The sequence below is a fragment of the Winogradskyella rapida genome (genome assembly GCF_042675845.1).
In the GTDB taxonomy this organism is placed as follows: domain Bacteria; phylum Bacteroidota; class Bacteroidia; order Flavobacteriales; family Flavobacteriaceae; genus Winogradskyella; species Winogradskyella rapida.
In genome coordinates this window covers 727,478-748,808 of sequence record NZ_JBHTKM010000063.1, presented here as the reverse complement: position 1 = coordinate 748,808, position 21,331 = coordinate 727,478, and the positions used below count along the sequence as shown (strand labels likewise).

The window sequence follows — 21,331 nt, the reverse complement described above, 5'->3', positions numbered from 1 at the left end:
CGTTAAAGTAGTTAAGAATATCTTTTGAATTCATTTATAGGGACATACGAATGTAAAGCAGATGCCAAAGGAAGGTTGATGATACCCGCTGTACTTAAAAAGCAGCTTTCATCAGCGTTGCAAGATGGTTTTGTTTTAAAGCGCGCTGTTTTTCAGCCGTGCTTAGAATTGTATCCGATGTCTGAATGGAATAAAATGATGGAGAAGCTGAATAAGCTAAACCGCTTTAAAAAAAAGAATAACGATTTTATCAGACGCTTTACGGCGGGAGTTAAAATGGTTGAGGTAGATAGTGCTGGTCGCTTGTTAATTCCGAAGGATCTTATTGGTTTTTCGGGGATTACAAAAGAAGTGGTTTTGGCCTCTGCTGTAAATATTCTTGAGATTTGGGATAAAAATAAATACGAACAAGCTATTGATGACGCGGCTTCAGATTTTGCTGATTTGGCCGAGGAAGTCATGGGGCAAGATGAAGACGTCGATGGATTATCATAATGCAGTATTACTTAAGGAAACAGTAGATGGTTTAGCAATTAAGCCTGACGGTGTTTATGTAGATGTCACTTTTGGAGGTGGAGGTCATAGTCGTGAAATCTTATCAAGATTAGGTCCTCAAGGGAAATTATACGCCTTCGATCAGGATAAAGATGCTTTAGAGAATGCTATCGATGATGAACGGTTTGTGTTAATTAATGAAAATTTCAGATTCATTAAGCGCTTCTTAAGATTTTATGGTGTTAAAGAAGTGGATGGTGTCTTGGCTGATTTTGGCGTCTCTTCGCATCAGTTTGATGTGGCGGAGCGTGGGTTTTCAACCCGTTTTGAAGCCGATTTAGATATGCGAATGAATCAAGACAGTAAGTTGTCTGCTTATGAGGTTATTAATAATTATGACGAAGAGCAAATAAGAGCTGTTTTGTTTCAGTATGGCGAGTTAAGGCAGGCTCCGGCAATGGCAAGAGTTATTGTTGAAGCACGAAAGGAGACTGAAATAAAAACAAGCGAACAGTTAAAAGCGGTTTTAAAGTCGTTTTTAAATCACCAAAAAGAAAATAAGGTCTTGGCGCAAATTTATCAGGCCATCCGTATTGAGGTGAATCAGGAAATTGAAGTTTTAAAAGAGTTATTGCTTCAAATGCCAGAAGTCTTAAAGACAGACGGGCGTTTAAGTTTTATCTCTTACCACTCTTTAGAAGATCGTTTGGTAAAGCGTTTTATAAGAAATGGTTTGTTTGAAGGCGAACCGGAGCGCGATGTGTTTGGTAATTTTGAGGTGCCTTTAAAAAAAGTGGGGCGCTTAATTGTCCCGTCTAGAGAAGAAATAAAAGTGAATAATAGAGCAAGAAGTGCAAAGCTAAGGATTGCTAAAAAAATATGATGAAAGGCGTCTACGGCATATTAAAAGGGAAGTTTCTGGTCAGTGATGATTCGTTTAAAAATTGGCGTATCATCATTTTTATTTCCGTTTTAGCAATTATTATGATTGCAAGTTCGCATAGTGCGGATCAAAAAGTGTACGAGATTGCAAGGTTAACAAATGAAGTAAAAGAGTTGCGTTCTGCTTTTGTAGATAAACGAGGGAAGTTAATGCAGCTTAAAAAAGAGTCTTTTGTAGAGGCTGAAATGAAGAAAAAAGGAATTGGGATATCCTTAAATCCTCCAACTAAAATTATAGTAAAATCACAACAAGAATAAACTTTGGCAATCACAGAAAAAAACATATTACACAGATTGTACTTCGTCACAGGCTGCATGTTTGTATTCGCCTTGGCTGTTGTGTTTAAATTGGTGAGCATACAGTTTATTCAGGGGGATGCGTATAGAGCGCTAGCGGAAAAGCGAACCTTAGAAAATTTCGATATCCCTGCTAACCGTGGTAATGTGTATTCTGCAGATGGTAGTTTGTTGGCCACTTCAATTCCTAAATATGATATAAGAATTGATGCTGTCCAAGCTAAAGATGTGACTTTTGAAAAGTATATCGGTGCTTTAGCAGATTCGCTTCATGCTTATTATAAGAAAAAGCCGGTTTCCTATTATAAAAATATAATTCGAAAAGCCCGAAAAAATAAGAATCGTTATTTCTTATTGGCGCGGAATATTAGCTATTCAGACTATATCCGAATCCGTAATTTCCCTTTGTTAAACCTTGGGGCAATTAAGGGGGGATTGATTGTGGAGCAAACCACGCGACGCGAGCATCCTATGGGTGGAATAGCAGAGCGTACCATTGGGTATGAGCGCCAAGATGAAAACGGGAATTATACAAGACCAGGAATTGATGGTGCTTTTGGAGTGAAATACCTACAAGGTAAGAATGGGAAACGATTAAAGCAGAAAATTGGAAATGGGCAGTGGAAGCCTATTGCCGATTTCGATCAGGTAGAGCCTCAAGATGGTTATGATGTTTATACCACTATAGATGTTAATATTCAAGATATCGCACATCATTCGTTGTTAAAGCAGTTAGAGTATTATCAAGCAGATCACGGTTGTGTGGTTGTTATGGATGTGAAAACAGGAGAGATTAAAGCGATTTCTAATCTTGGAAGAAACAAAAAAGGGAATTATTACGAGCGCTTAAATTATGCGGTTGGAGAAAGTCATGAGCCGGGCTCTACATTTAAAGTCATGGCTATGATGGCGGCTTTAGAAGATCGGGTTATTGATACCGCTACAGTGGTAGATACTAAGAAAGGACGAAAAAGTTTTTACGGACGTGTAATTACCGATTCGGGTAGTGGTTATGGTAAAATCTCTGCAGCACGAGCTTTAGAGGTGTCCTCAAATATTGGATTGGCAACGATTATAGATGATCATTATGCCAAGCAACCCGAAAAGTTTTTAGATCGCTTAAGTTCTTGGCGACTGGATAAGACTTTGGGAGTGGCTATTATAGGAGAAGGAAAACCTGATATTCCAAAACCAGGAGCTTCCAACTGGAGTCGGAATGCTTTGCCTTCTATGGCCTATGGTTATAATCTTAGAATGACACCATTACAAACTTTGGCATTTTATAACGCTATTGCTAATGATGGGGAGTTAATAAAGCCAAGATTTTTAAAGGCGGTAAAATCGTTTGATAAGGATATTGAAGTTTTTGAAAAGGAAGTTTTAGTCGATAAAATATGTTCTGATAAAACCTTAGCGGAGGTGCAAGACATGTTAAAGAATGTTGTTATTAAGGGAACAGGAAAACGAATGTATTCTGAAACCTTTTCAATGGCAGGTAAAACCGGAACGGCCAGAACGGATTATGCAAATTATGAAGAATGGCGTAAAAACCGAAAGTACGTGTCGTCATTTGCAGGATATTTTCCGGCCGAGAATCCTAAGTACTCGTGTATCGTTGTGGTGCATCAACCAAGTACGAAAGTTGGATTTTATGGTGCGGATGTTTCCGGACCGGTATTTAAAAGAATTGCACAAAAGATTTATACCGATACACCAATAGTGGATGAGGTGGAAACTTTAGATTTTAACGATCAGATAGTGAGTAAGGATTATGAGCGTTATTATGAAAATTCACGAAAATATAAACAATTAATGCCGAGTGTTGTTGGGATGCCGGCTATGGATGCTATTGCCTTGTTAGAAAATTTACATGTGGATGTAAAAGTGAAATTAACAGGGAGTGGTGTTATTAAAAAGCAGTCGGTCGTTAGGCACAAGGTGTTACAAACCAATCAAACTATAGTATTAGAGGCATCATGACAGTTTTAAAAGACATATTGTATAAGGTTACAATCAATGCTGTGGTGGGGAGTACAGGTATTCCTGTGCATAAAATTGAGTTTGATTCACGACAGGTTGAAACTAACGATGTTTTTGTAGCAATCTCAGGAACGCTAACCGATGGACATCAGTATATTGATAAGGCGATTAAAAGTGGAGCGACAGCAATTGTTTGTGAAGCACTTCCGGAGACGCTTGAAAACGGAATTACATATATAGAAGTTGGGAATTCGCATCAGGCTTTAGCCTATATGGCAGCCAATTTTTATGAGCATCCTTCAGAGAATCTAAAGTTAGTTGGAGTAACAGGAACTAATGGTAAAACGACCATTTCAAGTTTGTTATATCAACTTTTTAAGAAGGCTGGGTATAAAGTGGGACTTTTGTCTACCGTGAAAATCATGGTTGATGATCAAGAGTTTAAAGCCACGCATACCACACCAGATTCCTTGACCATTAATAAGTATTTAAGCTTAATGAATGATGCCGGAGTGGAATTTTGCTTTATGGAAGTGAGTTCTCATGGCATCCATCAAAAAAGAACAGAAGGTTTAAAGTTTGAAGGTGGCATATTTACAAACTTGTCGCATGATCATTTAGATTATCACGATACTTTTGCGGAATATAGGGATGTGAAAAAAGCCTTTTTCGATCAGTTGCCAAGTGAAGCTTTCGCGTTAACCAATAGCGATGATAAAAATGGTTTGGTGATGTTGCAAAATACCCAAGCTAAAAAATATACTTACGCCTTAAAAAATTATGCCGATTATAGAGCGCAAATTTTAGAAAATGAATTTGGAGGCTTGTTATTAAAAGTTAATGATAGTGAGTTGTGGACGCGTCTTATAGGAAGTTTTAATGCTTATAATATTTTGGCGATTTATGGGACTGCAGAGTTATTAGGCCTAGAGAAAGAAGAAATATTACGATTAATTAGTGAGCTCGAAAATGTTTCCGGACGTTTTCAATATTTTATTTCTGAAGGACGAATTACCGCTATAGTTGACTATGCGCATACGCCAGATGCTTTAAAAAATGTGTTAGAAACCATCAATAATATCCGGACTAAGAATGAAACCCTTATTACGGTAGTGGGTTGTGGTGGTGATCGAGATAAAACCAAACGTCCTAAAATGGCGCATATCGCATCGGCTTTAAGTACAAAGGTAATTTTAACCAGTGATAATCCAAGAAGTGAGGTGCCTGAAACCATTATAGAAGACATGGAAAAAGGAGTGCAAGCGCAAAATTTTAATAAAACATTAGCCATCACCGATAGGAAGCAAGCTATAAAAACAGCGTGTCAGATGGCAGGTGAAAAGGATATTATTCTTATCGCAGGAAAAGGACATGAAACCTATCAAGAAATAAAAGGAGAGCGCTTTGATTTTGACGATTATAAAATCGTTCAAACGTATTTAAAACAATTAGAGAAATAAAAAACGAAAATAACCACTAAGAATGCTGTATTACTTATTTGAATATTTAGAGCAACAGTTTCAATTGCCAGGAGCGTCACTTTTTGGGTTTATAACCTTTAGAGCAGCGGTGGCTATGATTTTGTCGTTGTTAATTTCTACGATATACGGGAAGCGTATTATTGGCTTTTTACAAAGACAGCAGGTGGGAGAAACCATTCGTGATCTTGGTTTAGAAGGGCAGGTAGAAAAAGCGGGAACTCCAACAATGGGAGGCGTAATTATTATCCTCGCGACATTGATACCGGTGTTTTTGTTGGCTAAGCTCGAAAATATTTACATCATTCTGTTAATTGTAACCACCCTATGGATGGGAGCAATCGGTTTTCTTGATGATTATATTAAGAAGTTTAAAAATGATAAAGAAGGTCTAAAAGGAAAATTTAAAGTTCTTGGTCAAGTGGGACTAGGGATTATTGTTGGGGCCACTTTATTCTTTAATAATGATGTTACCATTAAAGAAAAGCTACCAATACAACAACAAAATGAGTTAAGAGCAGCCAATCCTGGGGTACAAGGGGCTAAGTTGTTTAAGCCAGAAGAAAAGTCAACCAAGACTACGATTCCGTTTTTAAAGGATAATGAATTTGATTATTCAGATTTAATTACGTGGATCAGTCCAAGCTTAGAGAAGTATGCATGGGTTGTTTTTATTTTGGTTAGTATTTTTATTATTACAGCAGTGTCTAACGGTGCAAATCTTACGGATGGTATTGATGGACTCGCCGCCGGAACCTCTGCAATAATTGTACTCACCTTAGGGATTTTTGCTTGGGTGTCTAGTAATATTGTGTTTTCAGACTACCTCGATATAATGTACATCCCAAGAGCAGAAGAAATTACTATTTACATCGCGGCCTTTGTAGGAGCCTTAATTGGATTTTTATGGTACAATACCTATCCGGCTCAAGTGTTTATGGGAGATACAGGAAGTTTAACAATCGGCGGAATTATAGCTGTTATTGCTATTGCGATTCGTAAAGAGTGGTTAATCCCTGTGTTGTGCGGAATTTTCTTAGCCGAGAATTTATCAGTGGTATTACAAGTGAGTTACTTTAAATACACACGAAAGAAATATGGTGAAGGCCGACGTATTTTTAAAATGTCGCCATTGCACCACCATTATCAAAAATCGGGTTACCATGAAAGTAAGATTGTAACACGGTTTTGGATTGTAGGTATTTTGCTTGCAATTATAACCATGGTAACCTTGAAAATTAGATAATGAAAAGGCTCGTCATTCTTGGTGGAGGTGAAAGTGGTGTGGGAACAGCGCTTTTAGGAAAAGCGAAGGGATACCGTGTTTTTGTTTCTGATAAAGGAGAGATTAAAAAAAAATATAAAGACGTTCTTTTAAATAATGAGATTGAGTTTGAAGACGAACAGCATACAGAATCAAAAATTCTAAATGCAGACCTCGTTATGAAGAGTCCTGGGATTCCAGAACGTGTGGCTTTGGTAAAACAAATTCGCGCTGCAGGAATACAAGTGGTTTCTGAAATTGAATTCGCTTCAATGTTTACAACAGCTACTTTGGTGGCTATAACAGGAAGTAACGGCAAGACCACCACAGCTAGTCTTACGCATCATATTCTAAAACAAGAATTAGATGTAGGCTTAGCGGGGAATATTGGCGATAGTTTTGCGAAGCAAGTTCTTGAAGAAGATCATAACAACTACGTTTTAGAAGTGAGTAGTTTTCAGTTAGATGATATAAAAGGTTTTAAACCAAAGATTGCGGTTTTAACCAATATATCTCCCGATCATTTAGATCGCTACGATTATAAATTTGAAAATTATATCGCTTCAAAATTTAGAGTAGTAGAAAATCAAACCGAAGCCGATTACTTTATTTATGATGCCGATGATGAGGTCATCGCTGAGTATTTAAAAACGCATCAAATTCAATCTAAAAAATTACCCTTTTCCTTAACAAGAGTGATGGAGCAGGGGGCGTATTTACGCCAAAACGAGATAATAATAACAATAGATAATAACCAAATCATTATGCCAGCAAATAATTTAGCATTAGAAGGGAAACACAACGTGAAGAATGCGATGGCAGCTTCTACTGTTGCGCATTTACTGAAGATAAGAAAACAGACCATCCGTGATAGTCTGGAGAACTTTCAAGGGGTAGAGCACCGTTTAGAAAGTGTCTTAAAAATTAATAAAGTTCAGTATATAAACGATTCTAAAGCCACTAATGTTAATGCCACTTATTTTGCATTAGAAAGCATGGCTGCACCAACGGTTTGGATTGTTGGAGGTGTAGATAAAGGGAATGAGTATAGAGAGTTGTTTCCGTTTATTAACGAAAAAGTAAAAGCGATTATCTGTCTTGGTGCTGATAATGCCAAGTTGGTTAAGACCTTTAGTAACATGGTTGATCAGGTTGTTGAAACGCAATCCATGACGGAAGCCGTTAAGTTAGCTTACAAATTGGCAAGCGCAGGAGATAATGTGTTATTGTCACCAGCTTGTGCAAGTTTCGATTTGTTTGAGAGCTATGAAGACCGTGGTCGTCAGTTTAAAAAAGCAGTAAGAAATTTATAATTCATTGGTTGGATACCGAACGATAAGTAAACCTTAAAAATATAGAGAATAACCTGCAGTTACAGGACAGATTAAAAAAGCATGCAAAACCTATTTAAACAAATAAAAGGAGATCGCGCCATTTGGGCTATAGTCACGTTGTTGGCTATATTCTCGTTTTTGCCTGTTTATAGTGCTGCAAGTAATTTGGCCTACCATGGCGGGAACTCTAGTACGTTTTCGTTTTTTATAAAACACTTTATGCACTTGTTTTTAGGCTTTGTTATTATGTTTGGTGTGCACAAAGTACCGTATAAATACTTTAGAGGATTATCTATTATTATGGTGCCTATTGTGTTTGTGCTCTTATTGGTAACCATGTTGCAAGGCACTACAATAGAAGGTGCTAATGCCAGTCGTTGGATACAAATTCCTATTGTAGGTATGTCTTTTCAGACTTCAACTTTAGCGGCCGTAGTTTTAATGGTGTATGTAGCACGTTACCTGTCTAAAATAAAGGATAAAGAGATTCAGTTTAAAGAAACTATTTTGCCGCTTTGGGCTCCCGTTTTTTTAATCTTAATGTTAATCCTTCCGGCGAACTTCTCTACCACAGCAATCGTATTTACGATGATTATGATGCTGTCGTTTATAGGAGGGTATCCTATTAAGTATTTATCTTTAATGGTGCTGAGTGGTCTTGTGGCCTTAACCATATTTATCTTAGTGGCTAAAGCATTTCCAGGGGCCATGCCTAACCGTGTGGACACTTGGATTAGTCGTGTAGAAAATTTTTCAAATGGAGAAGATACTGAAGCAGATTACCAAATAGAGAAAGCCAAAATTGCTATTGCGACAGGGATTACACCTTTAGGACCAGGGAAAAGTATTCAGAAGAACTTCTTACCACAGTCGTCTTCAGATTTTATTTTTGCCATTATTATTGAAGAGTATGGCTTATATGGTGGTGTTTTTCTTTTGGTTTTATACATGTGGTTGTTGTTTAGAATTATTGTGGTAAGCCATAAATCGGATACCATCTTCGGTAAATTATTGGTCTTGGCTGTGGGATTGCCTATCGTATTTCAAGCCTTATTAAATATGGGTGTTGCGGTAGAGTTGTTTCCGGTAACGGGTCAGACTTTACCCTTAATTAGTAGCGGTGGAACATCCATTTGGATGACCTGTTTATCCATCGGAATTATACTAAGTGTTAGCGCTAAGCGCGAAGTGCTAAAAGAAAGAGAGCAAGAACAGGAAATAGCAGACGATAATCCGCTATCTATTTTAAGCGAAACGATTTAAAAAATAAGTAGAGATTGAAGCAAACTAAAACATACAAATTTATCCTTTCAGGAGGAGGTACAGGAGGGCATATTTATCCTGCAGTGGCTATTGCAGATGAATTAAAGTTGCGTTACCCTGATGCCGAATTCCTTTTTGTTGGGGCTTCAGATCGTATGGAAATGGATAAGGTGCCTCAAGCAGGATATAAAATTGAAGGCTTGTGGATTTCTGGAATTCAGCGTAAGTTAACCCTGAAGAATTTAGCTTTTCCGTTTAAATTGATGAGCAGCTTATGGCGATCTCGTAAAATTATAAAAAGCTTTAAGCCCGATGCTGTTGTGGGTACCGGTGGTTTTGCTAGTGGACCTCTATTACAAGTGGCAACCTCTAATGGGATCCCGAGTTTAATTCAAGAGCAAAATTCGTTTCCAGGCATCACAAATAAGTTGTTGTCTAAAAAAGTAAATACGATCTGTGTTGCTTATGATGGTTTAGAACGCTTTTTTCCAAAAGCGAAAATTAAGCTTACAGGAAATCCTATTCGTAAGGATTTGTTGCAAGTAAAAGATAAACGTGCTGAAGGTCAAATGGCTTTCAAATTGAATAAAGAGCAACAAACGTTATTGGTGCTCGGAGGAAGTTTAGGGGCAAGACGAATTAATCAGCTTATAGAAGCGAATATTGATTTTTTTGAAGCTCAAAACATCCAAGTGATCTGGCAATGTGGTAAATTATACTATGAGCAGTATAGCAAATACGATACGCACAAGAATGTTCAGGTGCATGCTTTTCTAAATCAAATGGATTTGGCTTATGCTGCTTCAGATATTATAATCTCAAGAGCAGGAGCTATATCGGTTTCAGAATTGTGTATTGTAGGAAAACCGGTGGTTTTTATTCCGTCGCCTAATGTTGCGGAAGATCATCAAACTAAAAATGCCAAATCTATTGCAGATAAAGAGGCGGCTATATTAATACGAGAAAAGGATTTAGAAGCTGATTTTCAGAAAGAATTTTCAGCACTAATCACAGATAAAACTAAACGAGAAGAATTAAGTAAAAATATTGAAGCTTTAGCCTTGGTCAACGCCACACGAGATATTGTAGATGAGGTTGAAAAAATGTTGCATAAATAATGAATTTCGAAAGTATAAATAGCGTCTATTTTATTGGCATCGGTGGCATCGGTATGAGCGCCATTGCACGCTATTTTGTGGCCCATGGTAAGCATGTTGGCGGTTACGATAAAACCCCGACAGAGATTACCAGTGCGCTTCAAGATTTAGGAGCTGTGATTCATTTTAATGATGATGTTTCAGAAATTGAAACCTCATTTTTAGAAGCTGAATCAACTTTAGTGGTATATACACCGGCAATTCCTAAAGGCCATTCGGAATTAGAATATTTTAAAGCCAACAATTTCAACATTCTTAAGCGCTCTGCTATTTTAGGGGTCATTACAAAACAAACCTTTTGTTTGGCTGTAGCCGGAACGCATGGTAAAACCACTACGACGAGTATTTTAGGGCATCTCTTAAACGTTTGTGATAGTCCTGTAACGGCTTTTCTAGGTGGTATAAGTGAAAATTACGACTCTAACTTAATCTTGAATGGTACTGAAGTTACCGTCGTTGAGGCGGATGAATTTGATCGTTCCTTTTTAGCCTTATCGCCAAACTTGGCTAGCATTACCTCTATGGATGCCGATCATTTGGATATCTATGGAAGTGCGGAAGCTTTGGTTGAAAGTTTTAAGGCCTTTTCAGAATGTCTTAAGCCGGGCGGGAAATTGTTTGTAAAACAAGGTTTACCATTAGACGGTATTACCTATGGGGTTGAAGAAGAAGCGGATTATAGCGCGCAAAATGTTACGATAGAAAACGGAAGTTACGTCTTCGATATTAAGACACCTAAAGGTATAGAACAGGATTTTAGGTTTCAATTACCAGGACGTCATAATTTATCTAATGCGCTTATTGCTATTGCGATGGCGGCAGAATACGGATGTGGTTATGACGACTTAAAAAAAGGTTTAGCGTCTTATAAAGGTGTGAAGCGTCGATTTACCTATCAAATAAAGACAGAAGATTTTGTGTTTATTGACGATTACGCTCATCACCCTGAAGAAATTAAAGCCGTGCATCAGGCGGTAAGAGAAATGTATCCTGATCAAAAGGTATTAGCCATTTTTCAACCGCATTTATTCAGTAGAACTAAAGATTTTGCCGATGCGTTTGCAGAAAGCCTTTCTAAGTTTGATGAACTGTTACTCTTGGACATCTATCCGGCAAGAGAATTGCCTATAGAAGGGGTGACCTCGCAGTGGCTTTTAGATAAGATAGAAAACCCGCGTAAAGCTTTAGTGGAAAAGGCAGCGCTTATTAAAGAAATTGAGAAATCTAAGGCCCAAGTGGTGTTAACTATTGGTGCTGGAGATATAGGACAAGAAGTGAAACGTATAAAAGAAGCTTTCGATGTCAAAAATTAATTTTAATTACATAAAAGTCATTGGGTTACTTGTGTTGGTGAGCTTTTTATTTGCTTTTTCTAACCAAAGGAACAAGGTGCGTAAAGTTGGGGATCCAAAAATCACATTTTTGGGAGCTAACAGGATGTTTATCACCGAAGTAAATGTTAGTAAATTGTTAATACTTAATGAAGAACCGGTTGCAGAGCTGCCTAAAGAAGTTATAGATTTGAATGCCTTAGAGACTGCCCTAAATTCTAATCCAATGATAAAGCAGGCCGAAGTGTTTATGTCAGTAAACGGCGGGCTTACAGCGGAAGTAGAACAAAAAAAACCTATAGCAAGAGTTCATACCAATGCCTCATATTATATCGATGATGAAGGTGGCTTTATGCCTTTGTCTGTTAACTATGCAGCAAGAGTTCCACTTGTTACCGGAAATATTAAGAAAAATAAGCTTGAAACTGTCTATCAATTTGCGAAATTTGCAGACGAAGATGATTTCTTAAAAAAACACGTTATTGAAATCCATCAAAATGAGGATGACACTATCGATTTTAAAATTCGGAAAAGTAATTTTAAAGTTCATTTAGGAACTTTAAAAAATCTCGAGAAAAAGATTAACAATTTTAAAGCGTTTTATCAGAAGGCGTTTAAAGACCAAATTTTAGACCACTATGATGTCGTGAATTTAAAATTTGATAAACAAGTTATTTGCACCAAAAAGTAAGCTATGGACAAACATAATATTTCAGTAGGTTTAGATATAGGAACCACAAAAATTGTGGCCATGATTGGTCGCAAAAACGAGTACGATAAAGTTGAGATTCTAGGTTTAGGTAGGGCTAAAAGTATGGGTGTGCATCGTGGTGTTGTTAATAACATCACCCAAACCATTCAGTCTATACAGCAAGCCGTTCAAGAAGCAGAAGCAGCAGCCTCTGAAAAAATTGAAGATGTTACTGTGGGCATTGCTGGTCAGCATATCCGTAGTTTACAACACAGTGATTATATTACCAGACCGAATTCTGATGTGGTAATTGATGAAGAGGATATAGATCGGTTAATTAATCAAGTGCATAAATTGGTAATGCTTCCTGGGGAAGAAATTATTCATGTTTTGCCACAAGAGTATAAAATTGATGGTCAAGCTGAAATTACAGAACCTATCGGGATGTATGGTGGTCGTTTAGAAGCGAATTTTCATGTGGTTGTAGGCCAAGTCTCTTCCATAAGAAACGTAGGCCGTTGTATAAAAAGTGCGGGCTTAAATTTAGAGGGCATCACACTAGAACCTTTAGCATCTGCTAATGCGGTGTTAAGTAGAGAAGAAAAAGAAGCCGGAGTAGCTTTAATTGATATTGGAGGTGGAACGACTGATTTGGCCGTGTTTAAAGACGGTATTATTCGTCATACAGCAGTGATTCCATTTGGAGGAAACGTCATTACTGAAGATATAAAAGAAGGCTGTTCTATTATAGAAAAGCAAGCAGAGCTTTTAAAAGTGAAGTTTGGGTCTGCATGGCCAGGAGAAAATAAGGATAACGAAATTGTTTCCATTCCAGGGTTAAGAGGACGTGAGCCAAAAGAAATAACATTAAAAAACTTGTCTAAAATTATTCATGCCAGAGTGGTAGAGATTATAGAACAGGTGTATGTAGAAATAAAAAATTACGGTCACGAAGAGCAGAAGAAAAAACTGATTGGAGGGATTGTCTTAACCGGTGGTGGAGCACAACTAAAGCATTTAAAGCAATTAGTAGAATACATCACAGGGATGGATACACGTATCGGTTATCCTAATGAGCATTTAGCTGGTGGTAGTGATGAAGACATTGCGAGTCCGTTATTTGCAACCGCTGTAGGTTTAGTTATGGATGGCTTAAAACGTCAAGAGCGTAAAAAAGCCGAAGCTATTGAAGAAGAGGTTGTGGTAGAAGAAGAAGTTGTTGCAGAGCCAGAGCTTGTAGAACCGATGCCAGAAGAAGAGGTGGAAGTCGAGCCCGTAAAAGAACGCCGTTCATTTTTAGATAAATTAACGGAACGCGTTAAAGATTTTTTAGATAAAACAGAGTAGTACAATAGGGTAATTCTAAATTGCCTTAAGAGAGATAAGAGAAGAGTAGGGCAGTTGAAAAATTGCCCCAATTGAAAAAGAATAGAATAAATAGTAAACCCATAATAATTATGAGTAACAGCAACGAATTTGGAAATATTTCATTTGATTTGCCAAAACACCAATCAAATGTCATTAAGGTCATAGGTGTCGGAGGAGGTGGTAGCAACGCTATCAACCACATGTTTCAACAAGGGATCAAAGGGGTAGATTTTGTAATCTGTAATACAGATTCTCAAGCCCTACAGAATAGTGGTGTTCCCAATAAAATACAACTTGGCGTTAATTTAACGGAAGGATTAGGCGCTGGTGCCAATCCTGAAGTTGGAGAACAAGCCGCTGTTGAAAGTTCAGAGGACATTCGTAGAATGTTAGATACCAACACTAAAATGATATTTATTACTGCCGGAATGGGTGGTGGTACAGGTACGGGTGCAGCTCCTGTTATTGCTAAGATGTCTAAGGAATTAGATATTCTTACGGTTGGGATTGTCACCATGCCTTTTCAGTTTGAAGGTAAAATGCGTAATGAACAAGCGCAACGTGGTATTGAAAAATTACGTCAACATGTAGACTCTTTAGTCGTTATTAACAATAATAAACTTCGTGAAGTTTATGGAAACCTCGGTTTTAAAGCTGGGTTCTCTAAAGCCGATGAAGTTTTAGCAACCGCATCTCGTGGTATTGCTGAAGTTATTACGCATCACTATTTACAAAATATTGATTTACGTGATGCTAAAACGGTATTGAGTAATAGTGGTACTGCCATTATGGGGTCGGCAACGGCATCAGGGCAAACGCGAGCACAAGAAGCAATTATGAATGCTTTAGATTCGCCGTTACTTAACGATAATAAAATTACAGGAGCTAAAAACGTATTGTTGCTGATCGTTTCTGGTTCTCAGGAAATTACTATTGATGAAATAGGTGAGATTAATGATCATATTCAAAATGAAGCTGGACATGGTGCAGATATCATTATGGGTGTTGGTGAAGATGAAGAATTACAAGAATCTATTTCTGTAACCATCATTGCTACGGGTTTTAATATAGATCAACAGAACGAAATCTCTAATACAGAAACTAAGAAAGTGATACACGCTTTAGAGGAAACTCAAGAGCCAGGAATTAGCACGCAAGAAAAAACGCCTGCTATCATCACTCCAGATATCGTATTAGAAGAAAAGAAAGAGGCGCCTGTTGTTCGTCATACGTTACTAGATGAAGAAAATCTAGAAGAGCCTTCAAATGAAACTGAGGACGAAACAGGTCATGAAGCTGATCTTATTAAGACCACAGATTTCTTAAAAAGCATGAATATTGTCTATGAAGAAGTCTTAGACTCTAAACCAGAACCACAAACTCCGGTTGAGCCAGAAGAATTTATCATTACACCAGTAGAGCATAAAACAAAGCCTGTAGAGTCTGAACCAGAAGAGCAGATTACCCTAACTTTCGATTTGCCCCTGTCTAATTCAACACCAAAACCTGTTGAAGACCAGCAGCCACCAAAGCAAGAGAATAAAACCTTCTTTAGTTTAGATGAAGAGGTAAATGATATAGACGTTAATGAGCCTGTAGAAATTAGATCTACAGCCAAAGTTAATGAGCAAGGTGAAAAGCGCTACAGCTTAAATGATTTTGATACGGTGCAGTCTCCAGTTAACACTAAGACAGAGAAAAAGGAGGTCAAGGAAGAGATTACTTTTGAAAAGAAAACGATTGCCGCTCCAGAGCCTAATACAGCGCCTGAAGAAGAGATTGACCCAATGAATAGTCCTATTTCAGATTTGTTAATTTCTAGAGCCGATGAACGTAGAAGAAAAATGAAAGATTTCAACTATAAGTTCAACAATGCTAAGATCAACGAAATTGAAAAGGTACCGGCTTACAAACGTCAAGGAGTGAATTTAGAAGATGCACAGCATTCTTCTGAAAATACGAGCTCTAGAATGTCTGTCGGAACTGATGATAATGACGATATTCAATTAAGAAGTAATAATTCTTTTTTACATGATAATGTAGACTAATCTCGAGATTATTCAAAGTTATTAACAGCTTATACTAAAGCCTCAAAAAATATTTTTTTTGAGGCTTTTTTTATTAGAAATAGCCATTTATTAAAGGCCAACTGTAGTCGCAAAAACGAAAGTTTTAGTATCTTTGCGCTTCTTAATAAAAGAACAACACTATGAGTTTACAAGTTGATGTAATGACTGCTATGAAAGCAGCGATGAAAGAAAAGGATCAAACAGCTTTAGCTGCATTAAGAGCTGTAAAGTCAGAAATATTACTTGCACAAACCGCTACAGGTTCTAAAGAAGAGATCTCTGAAGAAGAAGAGATTAAAATTTTATCTAAAATGGTCAAGCAACGTAAAGATAGCGCTGCTATATTTTTAGAGCAAGATCGTAAAGATTTAGCAGAACCAGAATTGGCACAGGCTGAAGTAATTGCAAAGTTTTTACCAAAGCAATTAACCGAGGAAGAAATTACTGTTGTGGTTATGAAGACTATTGCGTCTACAGGTGCTGAGGGTATGAAAGATATGGGAAAAGTAATGGGAATGGTAAGTAAAGAATTGGCTGGTAAAGCGGATGGAAAAACCATTTCAAATATTGTAAAGGCAAAACTGTCTTAAATAAATTAATTCCTGTTTTAAATAGGAATTAGGGCTGCGTAGTTCAACTGGATAGAATATCAGATTTCGGCTCTGAGGGTTGGGGGTTCGAATCCCTTCGCGGTCACGAATAAATAGTTTCATAAGAAAAAACGCCAAGCTTGCTTGAGCGTTTTTTTGTTGCAACTATTTTCAAAGCGGAGCGAATAGGGATGCATCGCAATCCCTTCGCTTCGTTTTGGTTAGATTATGGCCAAGCTTGCTTGAGCGTTTTTTTTGTTGCAACTATTTTCAAAGCGGAGCGAATAGGGATGCATCGCAATCCCTTCGCTTCGTTTTGGTTAGATTATGGCCAAGCTTGCTTGAGCGTTTTTTTGTTGCAACTATTTTCAAAGCGGAGCGAATAGAGAGGCATGATACCCCTACGCATCTTTTTGGTTTAATTGCGGCCAAGCTTGACAGAAACTATTTTAATTCCACTTCTAGAATAGTAGCACTTCCACTTTTTGTAGCTTCATTAGATATAAATAAACGTCCTTCAGGACTAAAAGTAATCCCTTCAGGTTGTCCAAACTTACGTTCATCTAAGGGATGTAAGTGCAATAGTTTTCCTTCCGAATTCAAAATTAAAAGCTTCGGATCTTTTCCTTCTAAGACATAAATCTCTTTGGTTATAGGATGGACGGCAATATCAGAAGGGTTGAAGGTCTTGTGAATTTTTTTATGCTTATAAGGTTTAAATATAGCCGCATTTAAATCAATTTTAATCGTTGGGAGACTATCCATAACTAAGGTCTGCAATGGAATCTGATAAATCGATTTTTCGTTGTCGTTGTAAAGTCCTTCATCCTTTGGCGCTATTAATAAACGGTCGTTATCCTTATCATAGGTTAAGCTTTCAATATTATGATCTCCAGAGAAGAGCGTTTTGTATTTTGTAACATGGAGGCTATCGCTTCTAAAATTTTCCACGCCGTATATAGTGCCATCGCTTCGCATCACATAGGCATCCTTGTTGTTAATTGCTAAGCCTTCATAATCTCCTGAAGTACCAAATTTAATGGTAGAAATCATGTCTTTCTTAGCAACATCATAAATATAAATAAAGCCATCTTCATCTTGTATGCATGCGAATACATTTTCACTTAACCAAGTAAAGCCACTGATCTCATTTAAAATTTCAGGTAAAAAATGCGTGCTTTTAATGTTGTATATTTTGGAATATCGGGCATCAAGCTTATCACTCTTTTTAACCAGAGAATCGGTTACCGGTTTTTGCAAGGCCAATAATATGATGCCAAAAAGGGTTGTAACGATAAGTGGGATATGCGATTTATTTATGTTCATAAAACGTGATTCATTCAAAAGTGCTTTGCTTCCTACTAATTAATTTTAAAGGTCTGCAAGCCGCTAGTACTAACAGCATAGACAACAACAAGATAAGGGTCTTAAAATAAATGGCTTAATGCATTTAAAAAAGGATTAACTCAATCCCTAAAATTTCAGTCGAATTAAGGTCTGTTCCATAGCTAAGCTCGTTCAATGAAAAAAACTAAATGTTGCCGTATTTAGTATGGCCAAATGCGCTTTTAATATAAATTTAACGTCGTAGAAGCCAAGGCGACTGCTATAAACTTAATAAAGTTGAAATACGTTCGGTAATTAATTAACAGCAATTTATCAAATAATTCAAAAATATGCTTTTCCTTTGTAGCTGCATTTAAATTATAACATGTTTAAAACGTTTATCATATGGATTTGTGTTCTGCTTGGTACCCTTGCCAATGCACACCAATTTCCCAGTGACCATAATGATGTTTTTAAACAAAGTTTAAGTTCACAGTCTGAAGATGAAATCTCTCAGGTTTCTATAGTTCCAAACGCATTTTTCGATGCGCCTACATCAGACTATAGAGTCTTAAACCTTTTAAGTGAAGAACCTGGTCCGCCTAATAAAAAGCTGGTTAAGATCTATGGTGTTAGCCATCGCAGTCTGCAAGTTTTTAAAGTGCAGTTTGCACAATACCTTAAATCAGGTTGGCACGGTTTTAAAATTCTACGCGTAAAAAAAACACTGTATCCTTTTCATACCTTTTGGTAAGTATTGGTCTGTCTATAGTTAAACTAGACACTTCTTATCGAGGTTTTACACCTCCTACATACTAATACATACAACTTAAAAATTACCCTTTTAAAATTCAAAAATTATGGGATCAGGATTATTTATAATCGATGCAATAGTTATTGCTATCATCATTTTACCGTTTGTACTTTTCATATACGGTAGTAATAAAAAACAACGCCAATTAAAAAAAGCTTTAAAAGCCGAGGCGACAAAACAGAATTGTACCTTAACACGTGTCGATGCACAAAGCAACTTTGCGATTGGTTTAGATATTAAAACAAATATATTATTCTTTCACAAAACGATTAATGGTGTGGTACAATCACAATCTGTAGACTTAAAAACCATTGAAGTTTGCGACGTTAATAAAGCCACAAGACGTGTTAAAGACGGGGCCAAAACAAACGAGGTTATAGACAAGGTATTACTAACCTTTTCTCCAAGTGCTGGTCAACCACGAATAGATTTAGAGTTCTTTAATAGCCTTACGGAAACAGGGTTAAGCGGAGAGCTAGATATGGCTAGAAAATGGCAAGCAGATGTTACAAGACTTCTAGAAACAATTTTACTAAGTCGTTCGGAACATTATAAGGAGGCTTTGAACTTGTCTTAAATACCATTTGTTCTAAAAAACCGTTAACGGAGAATATCTTAAGAGAAGCGGCTAAGATTAATTAGAGTCATCTCATGCACAAGAAAAAGATGAAAGGAAACTTTCATCTTTTTTCATTTATAGCATGGTGGTTTTATTTCTAATGTTTAAGCGTCTTGTGGTTCTAAGGTATATTTAGACGCTAATCGTAGCATTTTCTCACTTAAACCGTATAACCAATACAGTTGTTCCCATACCAAATGCGCTTCCCTGTGGATGTGCTGGTTATTAGAGGCCATAATACTATTGTAGGTCAGTTGATCTGCAGAAAAATCTAATGGCGCACTCTTAAAGTTGGATTTAGAACTTGTAGAATTGAAGGTTTCAAAATCAATTTGTTTTAAGTGCTCATAAGCCTTATCAATATGACTTAAAATTTGTTCAGAAATAGCTATAAACTGATCTGAAGCAGCCGTTGTGTTATGATGTTGTATAAAGGTATTGATAGACGATAGTGAGGATAAAAAACTATGATTCATAACTACGAGCTCATAAATCTCGTCAATATGTGTTTGTTTCGATTGTGGCTCTTGTGCCATCCGTTGAAAGGCCGAACTCAGATTAGACATCTGTACAAAAGCGTCCTTTCGGTTTACCTTTAAACTGGTGGGTACAGCGCCTTTATTGATATAAAAAGTACTTATGGATTTAAAGAATGCGCTATTGGCTTTAATGGCTTCGGTAATAGGCGTACCAATTTCCATAAAGGACCAAGCCGGCCATAACCAGCGCATCGTTATAAAAGATATTGCAGCCCCAATTACGGTATCTATAACTCTAAATTGAATAACCTGAATAACATCGGGTTGTAAGATGGCGTAAATAAAAATAACACTTAGCGTTATAAAAGTTGCTGAGGCTTTATAATTTTTCTGAACCATAGAAAAGGCGATCACCAATGCGATGATGGCCAGGCTACCAAAGAGGTAAGGGTCTTTGATTAAAAAAACAAGAACACTTGCTATGGCGGCGCCAATCAGGGTTCCAATAATACGGTCTTTAGAACGTGTTTTAGTAAGGCCATAGCTAGGACGCATAATGACAATAATGGTTAAGATAATCCAATACGGATTAGGGAAATCGAACATTAAACCAATGCCATAACCCAGCATAACCGCCACGGCCAAGCGTAAGGAATGCTTAAAAATTGTAGATTTAAAGCTGAGGTTTCTAAGAATAATCCGAGGATCATAATCTTGAGATACAATAAACCGATTCATCTTTTCTTTACTTAAGGCATCTTTAGAGGTTAACTCCGGATTGCCCAATAGCCATTTTATCTTCTTAATTTTTTCAATTTGCTTCAACTGGTAATCTAATAGATTTTGAAGCATGAGATAACGTTCATAATCCTTTTGATTTGGTTCACTTTTGAATTTTAAAATGTCTTGTTCAAGGGTTTTAAAACGTTCATTTAAGATGCTATTTGAAGGAAACTTTTGCGCCCTATAATTTTTAGCAATGACGCCTAATTGCTGTGATAATTCTAAAACTAAATGTTGAAAGTCGGCCTTAAGTTCCGGATGCGTTTCAAAAAGGGCATCCATTTTTTCATAATTTACCGGATTGGCTATGGCCGTTTCTAAGATTTCTACCAATTGAATAAAAACCAGTAGACGTTTATTGTTGTAATTTGATTTTCCTGAATTTTTCCGTGATAAGATGAGTATTTCACGTAAGGTGCCATGGTGTTCTATGAGCTCACTCTGTAGGTTAATCAGTTGCTTTTGTAATGCCACACGGTTGGGTTGTGTTCCGATGAGTTGACGTCTGGTGTCTAGAAAATCGGCCGTGAGTAAAAAGGTTTTACTCAAAAGTTCTTCGGTTTGCGCTTTAGGATTGAGGTAGTAAGATAAAGTGGATAAGGTGAGATACCATAAGCCGCCACACCCGACAAACAATGCAAATTGATAAACCTCTAAACCTTTTGAGATATTAGCAAAACTTAAGATTAAGGCCAAGAGTCCAGAAAAACTTATTAAGGAGGCTCTAAAACCATAGATAGAAATAAAGGCAATACAAAAGGTAAGTAGTCCTAAAATAGGGAATAGCAAATAGTTGGTCATGTTAAGGTAACCGCCAATAAAACTAATGATTACCACAAGTCCTGAAGAGGCCAAGATGCCAATTTGTTTATGTTTTAAACTTCCACTAACATCACTCGGAGAACACCAAATGGCGCCGAGGCAGAGTGAAAGTCCAATTTCAAACTGGTTAAAAGCAATACCTAAAATTATAGGCGTACTCATGGCTATGCCTACTAATAGAGCTTTAGAAAAATTGGTGCTTTTAAAGAAGTCTAATAATTCTTTAAAT

The 21,331-nt window shown here is 37.1% G+C and carries 18 protein-coding genes and 1 tRNA gene; 17 read left to right on the top strand and 2 right to left on the bottom strand.

Annotation, left to right across the window (positions count from 1 at the left end):
* Window positions 1-24 precede the first annotated feature (24 nt).
* The 15 genes from mraZ (at window position 25) to ACFQ13_RS10670 (ending at window position 16,365) form a co-directional block, all read left to right on the top strand.
* The gene (gene mraZ / locus ACFQ13_RS10740; RefSeq protein ID WP_114310700.1) at window positions 25-495 is read left to right on the top strand and encodes a division/cell wall cluster transcriptional repressor MraZ; all 471 of its coding nucleotides are present in this window, start codon (window positions 25-27) and stop codon (window positions 493-495) included.
* Window positions 482-1,378 carry a 16S rRNA (cytosine(1402)-N(4))-methyltransferase RsmH gene (rsmH, locus tag ACFQ13_RS10735; RefSeq protein WP_386117156.1) on the top strand — a complete coding sequence of 299 codons (897 nt, stop codon included), beginning with the start codon at window positions 482-484 and terminating at the stop codon, window positions 1,376-1,378. Before mraZ ends, rsmH begins: the two co-directional genes overlap by 14 nt.
* Window positions 1,375-1,695, top strand: a complete 321-nt coding sequence (locus ACFQ13_RS10730) for an FtsL-like putative cell division protein (protein WP_114310698.1) — start codon at window positions 1,375-1,377, stop codon at window positions 1,693-1,695. Before rsmH ends, ACFQ13_RS10730 begins: the two co-directional genes overlap by 4 nt.
* Before the next feature lie 57 nt (window positions 1,696-1,752).
* Complete coding sequence (locus ACFQ13_RS10725) at window positions 1,753-3,714, top strand: penicillin-binding protein (RefSeq protein WP_386119428.1); 1,962 nt, start codon at window positions 1,753-1,755, stop codon at window positions 3,712-3,714.
* Window positions 3,711-5,174: a UDP-N-acetylmuramoyl-L-alanyl-D-glutamate--2,6-diaminopimelate ligase gene (locus ACFQ13_RS10720; RefSeq protein ID WP_386117153.1), complete on the top strand. Its 1,464-nt coding sequence runs from the start codon at window positions 3,711-3,713 to the stop codon at window positions 5,172-5,174. Before ACFQ13_RS10725 ends, ACFQ13_RS10720 begins: the two co-directional genes overlap by 4 nt.
* A 22-nt stretch (window positions 5,175-5,196) precedes the next feature.
* Window positions 5,197-6,438, top strand: a complete 1,242-nt coding sequence (gene mraY / locus ACFQ13_RS10715; protein WP_114310695.1) for a phospho-N-acetylmuramoyl-pentapeptide-transferase — start codon at window positions 5,197-5,199, stop codon at window positions 6,436-6,438.
* On the top strand, window positions 6,438-7,769 hold the full coding sequence (gene murD / locus ACFQ13_RS10710) for a UDP-N-acetylmuramoyl-L-alanine--D-glutamate ligase (RefSeq protein ID WP_386117150.1): 1,332 nt from the start codon (window positions 6,438-6,440) through the stop codon (window positions 7,767-7,769). The genes mraY and murD overlap by 1 nt, the downstream gene beginning before the upstream one ends.
* 81 nt (window positions 7,770-7,850) lie before the next feature.
* The gene (locus ACFQ13_RS10705; RefSeq protein ID WP_114310693.1) at window positions 7,851-9,053 is read left to right on the top strand and encodes an FtsW/RodA/SpoVE family cell cycle protein; all 1,203 of its coding nucleotides are present in this window, start codon (window positions 7,851-7,853) and stop codon (window positions 9,051-9,053) included.
* 14 nt (window positions 9,054-9,067) lie between these two features.
* Entirely contained in the window at window positions 9,068-10,171 is a 1,104-nt protein-coding gene (murG, locus tag ACFQ13_RS10700) for an undecaprenyldiphospho-muramoylpentapeptide beta-N-acetylglucosaminyltransferase (protein ID WP_386117147.1), read from the top strand.
* Complete coding sequence (gene murC / locus ACFQ13_RS10695; RefSeq protein WP_386117144.1) at window positions 10,171-11,523, top strand: UDP-N-acetylmuramate--L-alanine ligase; 1,353 nt, start codon at window positions 10,171-10,173, stop codon at window positions 11,521-11,523. Before murG ends, murC begins: the two co-directional genes overlap by 1 nt.
* Complete coding sequence (locus ACFQ13_RS10690) at window positions 11,510-12,232, top strand: cell division protein FtsQ/DivIB (protein WP_114310690.1); 723 nt, start codon at window positions 11,510-11,512, stop codon at window positions 12,230-12,232. Before murC ends, ACFQ13_RS10690 begins: the two co-directional genes overlap by 14 nt.
* Before the next feature lie 3 nt (window positions 12,233-12,235).
* Window positions 12,236-13,579, top strand: coding sequence for a cell division protein FtsA (gene ftsA / locus ACFQ13_RS10685; RefSeq protein ID WP_114310689.1), 1,344 nt, complete (start codon window positions 12,236-12,238; stop codon window positions 13,577-13,579).
* A gap of 110 nt (window positions 13,580-13,689) precedes the next feature.
* Window positions 13,690-15,648, top strand: coding sequence for a cell division protein FtsZ (gene ftsZ / locus ACFQ13_RS10680; RefSeq protein ID WP_386117140.1), 1,959 nt, complete (start codon window positions 13,690-13,692; stop codon window positions 15,646-15,648).
* Window positions 15,649-15,809: 161 nt separating this feature from the next.
* Window positions 15,810-16,259 (top strand): GatB/YqeY domain-containing protein, encoded by a 450-nt coding sequence (locus ACFQ13_RS10675; RefSeq protein WP_114310687.1) that lies wholly within the window; start codon window positions 15,810-15,812, stop codon window positions 16,257-16,259.
* Between the two features lie 32 nt (window positions 16,260-16,291).
* Window positions 16,292-16,365, top strand: a tRNA-Arg gene (locus ACFQ13_RS10670).
* Window positions 16,366-16,703: 338 nt separating this feature from the next.
* Here ACFQ13_RS10670 and ACFQ13_RS10665 read toward each other — a convergent pair.
* Window positions 16,704-17,585: an SdiA-regulated domain-containing protein gene (locus ACFQ13_RS10665; protein WP_386117137.1), complete on the bottom strand. Its 882-nt coding sequence runs from the start codon at window positions 17,583-17,585 to the stop codon at window positions 16,704-16,706.
* Between the two features lie 385 nt (window positions 17,586-17,970).
* On the opposite strand from ACFQ13_RS10665, the gene ACFQ13_RS10660 reads away from it, so the two are divergent.
* A complete protein-coding gene (locus ACFQ13_RS10660; RefSeq protein WP_386117134.1) occupies window positions 17,971-18,339 on the top strand; it encodes a hypothetical protein in 369 nt (122 codons plus the stop codon).
* 106 nt (window positions 18,340-18,445) lie between these two features.
* The gene (locus ACFQ13_RS10655; protein WP_386117131.1) at window positions 18,446-18,976 is read left to right on the top strand and encodes a hypothetical protein; all 531 of its coding nucleotides are present in this window, start codon (window positions 18,446-18,448) and stop codon (window positions 18,974-18,976) included.
* 146 nt (window positions 18,977-19,122) lie between these two features.
* Here ACFQ13_RS10655 and ACFQ13_RS10650 read toward each other — a convergent pair whose 3' ends face one another.
* Window positions 19,123-21,264 carry an FUSC family protein gene (locus ACFQ13_RS10650; RefSeq protein WP_386117129.1) on the bottom strand — a complete coding sequence of 714 codons (2,142 nt, stop codon included), beginning with the start codon at window positions 21,262-21,264 and terminating at the stop codon, window positions 19,123-19,125.
* Window positions 21,265-21,331 lie beyond the last annotated feature (67 nt).

Bases quoted from the DNA above. Each gene is read 5' to 3' on its own strand.
- rsmH (WP_386117156.1), top strand. From the start codon at position 482: ATGGATTATCATAATGCAGTATTACTTAAGGAAACAGTAGATGGTTTA.
- ACFQ13_RS10730 (WP_114310698.1), top strand. From the start codon at position 1,375: ATGATGAAAGGCGTCTACGGCATATTAAAAGGGAAGTTTCTGGTCAGT.
- ACFQ13_RS10725 (WP_386119428.1), top strand. From the start codon at position 1,753: ATGTTTGTATTCGCCTTGGCTGTTGTGTTTAAATTGGTGAGCATACAG.
- ACFQ13_RS10720 (WP_386117153.1), top strand. From the start codon at position 3,711: ATGACAGTTTTAAAAGACATATTGTATAAGGTTACAATCAATGCTGTG.
- mraY (WP_114310695.1), top strand. From the start codon at position 5,197: ATGCTGTATTACTTATTTGAATATTTAGAGCAACAGTTTCAATTGCCA.
- murD (WP_386117150.1), top strand. From the start codon at position 6,438: ATGAAAAGGCTCGTCATTCTTGGTGGAGGTGAAAGTGGTGTGGGAACA.
- ACFQ13_RS10705 (WP_114310693.1), top strand. From the start codon at position 7,851: ATGCAAAACCTATTTAAACAAATAAAAGGAGATCGCGCCATTTGGGCT.
- murC (WP_386117144.1), top strand. From the start codon at position 10,171: ATGAATTTCGAAAGTATAAATAGCGTCTATTTTATTGGCATCGGTGGC.
- ACFQ13_RS10690 (WP_114310690.1), top strand. From the start codon at position 11,510: ATGTCAAAAATTAATTTTAATTACATAAAAGTCATTGGGTTACTTGTG.
- ftsA (WP_114310689.1), top strand. From the start codon at position 12,236: ATGGACAAACATAATATTTCAGTAGGTTTAGATATAGGAACCACAAAA.
- ftsZ (WP_386117140.1), top strand. From the start codon at position 13,690: ATGAGTAACAGCAACGAATTTGGAAATATTTCATTTGATTTGCCAAAA.
- ACFQ13_RS10675 (WP_114310687.1), top strand. From the start codon at position 15,810: ATGAGTTTACAAGTTGATGTAATGACTGCTATGAAAGCAGCGATGAAA.
- ACFQ13_RS10665 (WP_386117137.1), bottom strand. From the start codon at position 17,585: ATGAACATAAATAAATCGCATATCCCACTTATCGTTACAACCCTTTTT.
- ACFQ13_RS10660 (WP_386117134.1), top strand. From the start codon at position 17,971: ATGTTTAAAACGTTTATCATATGGATTTGTGTTCTGCTTGGTACCCTT.
- ACFQ13_RS10655 (WP_386117131.1), top strand. From the start codon at position 18,446: ATGGGATCAGGATTATTTATAATCGATGCAATAGTTATTGCTATCATC.
- ACFQ13_RS10650 (WP_386117129.1), bottom strand. From the start codon at position 21,264: ATGAGTACGCCTATAATTTTAGGTATTGCTTTTAACCAGTTTGAAATT.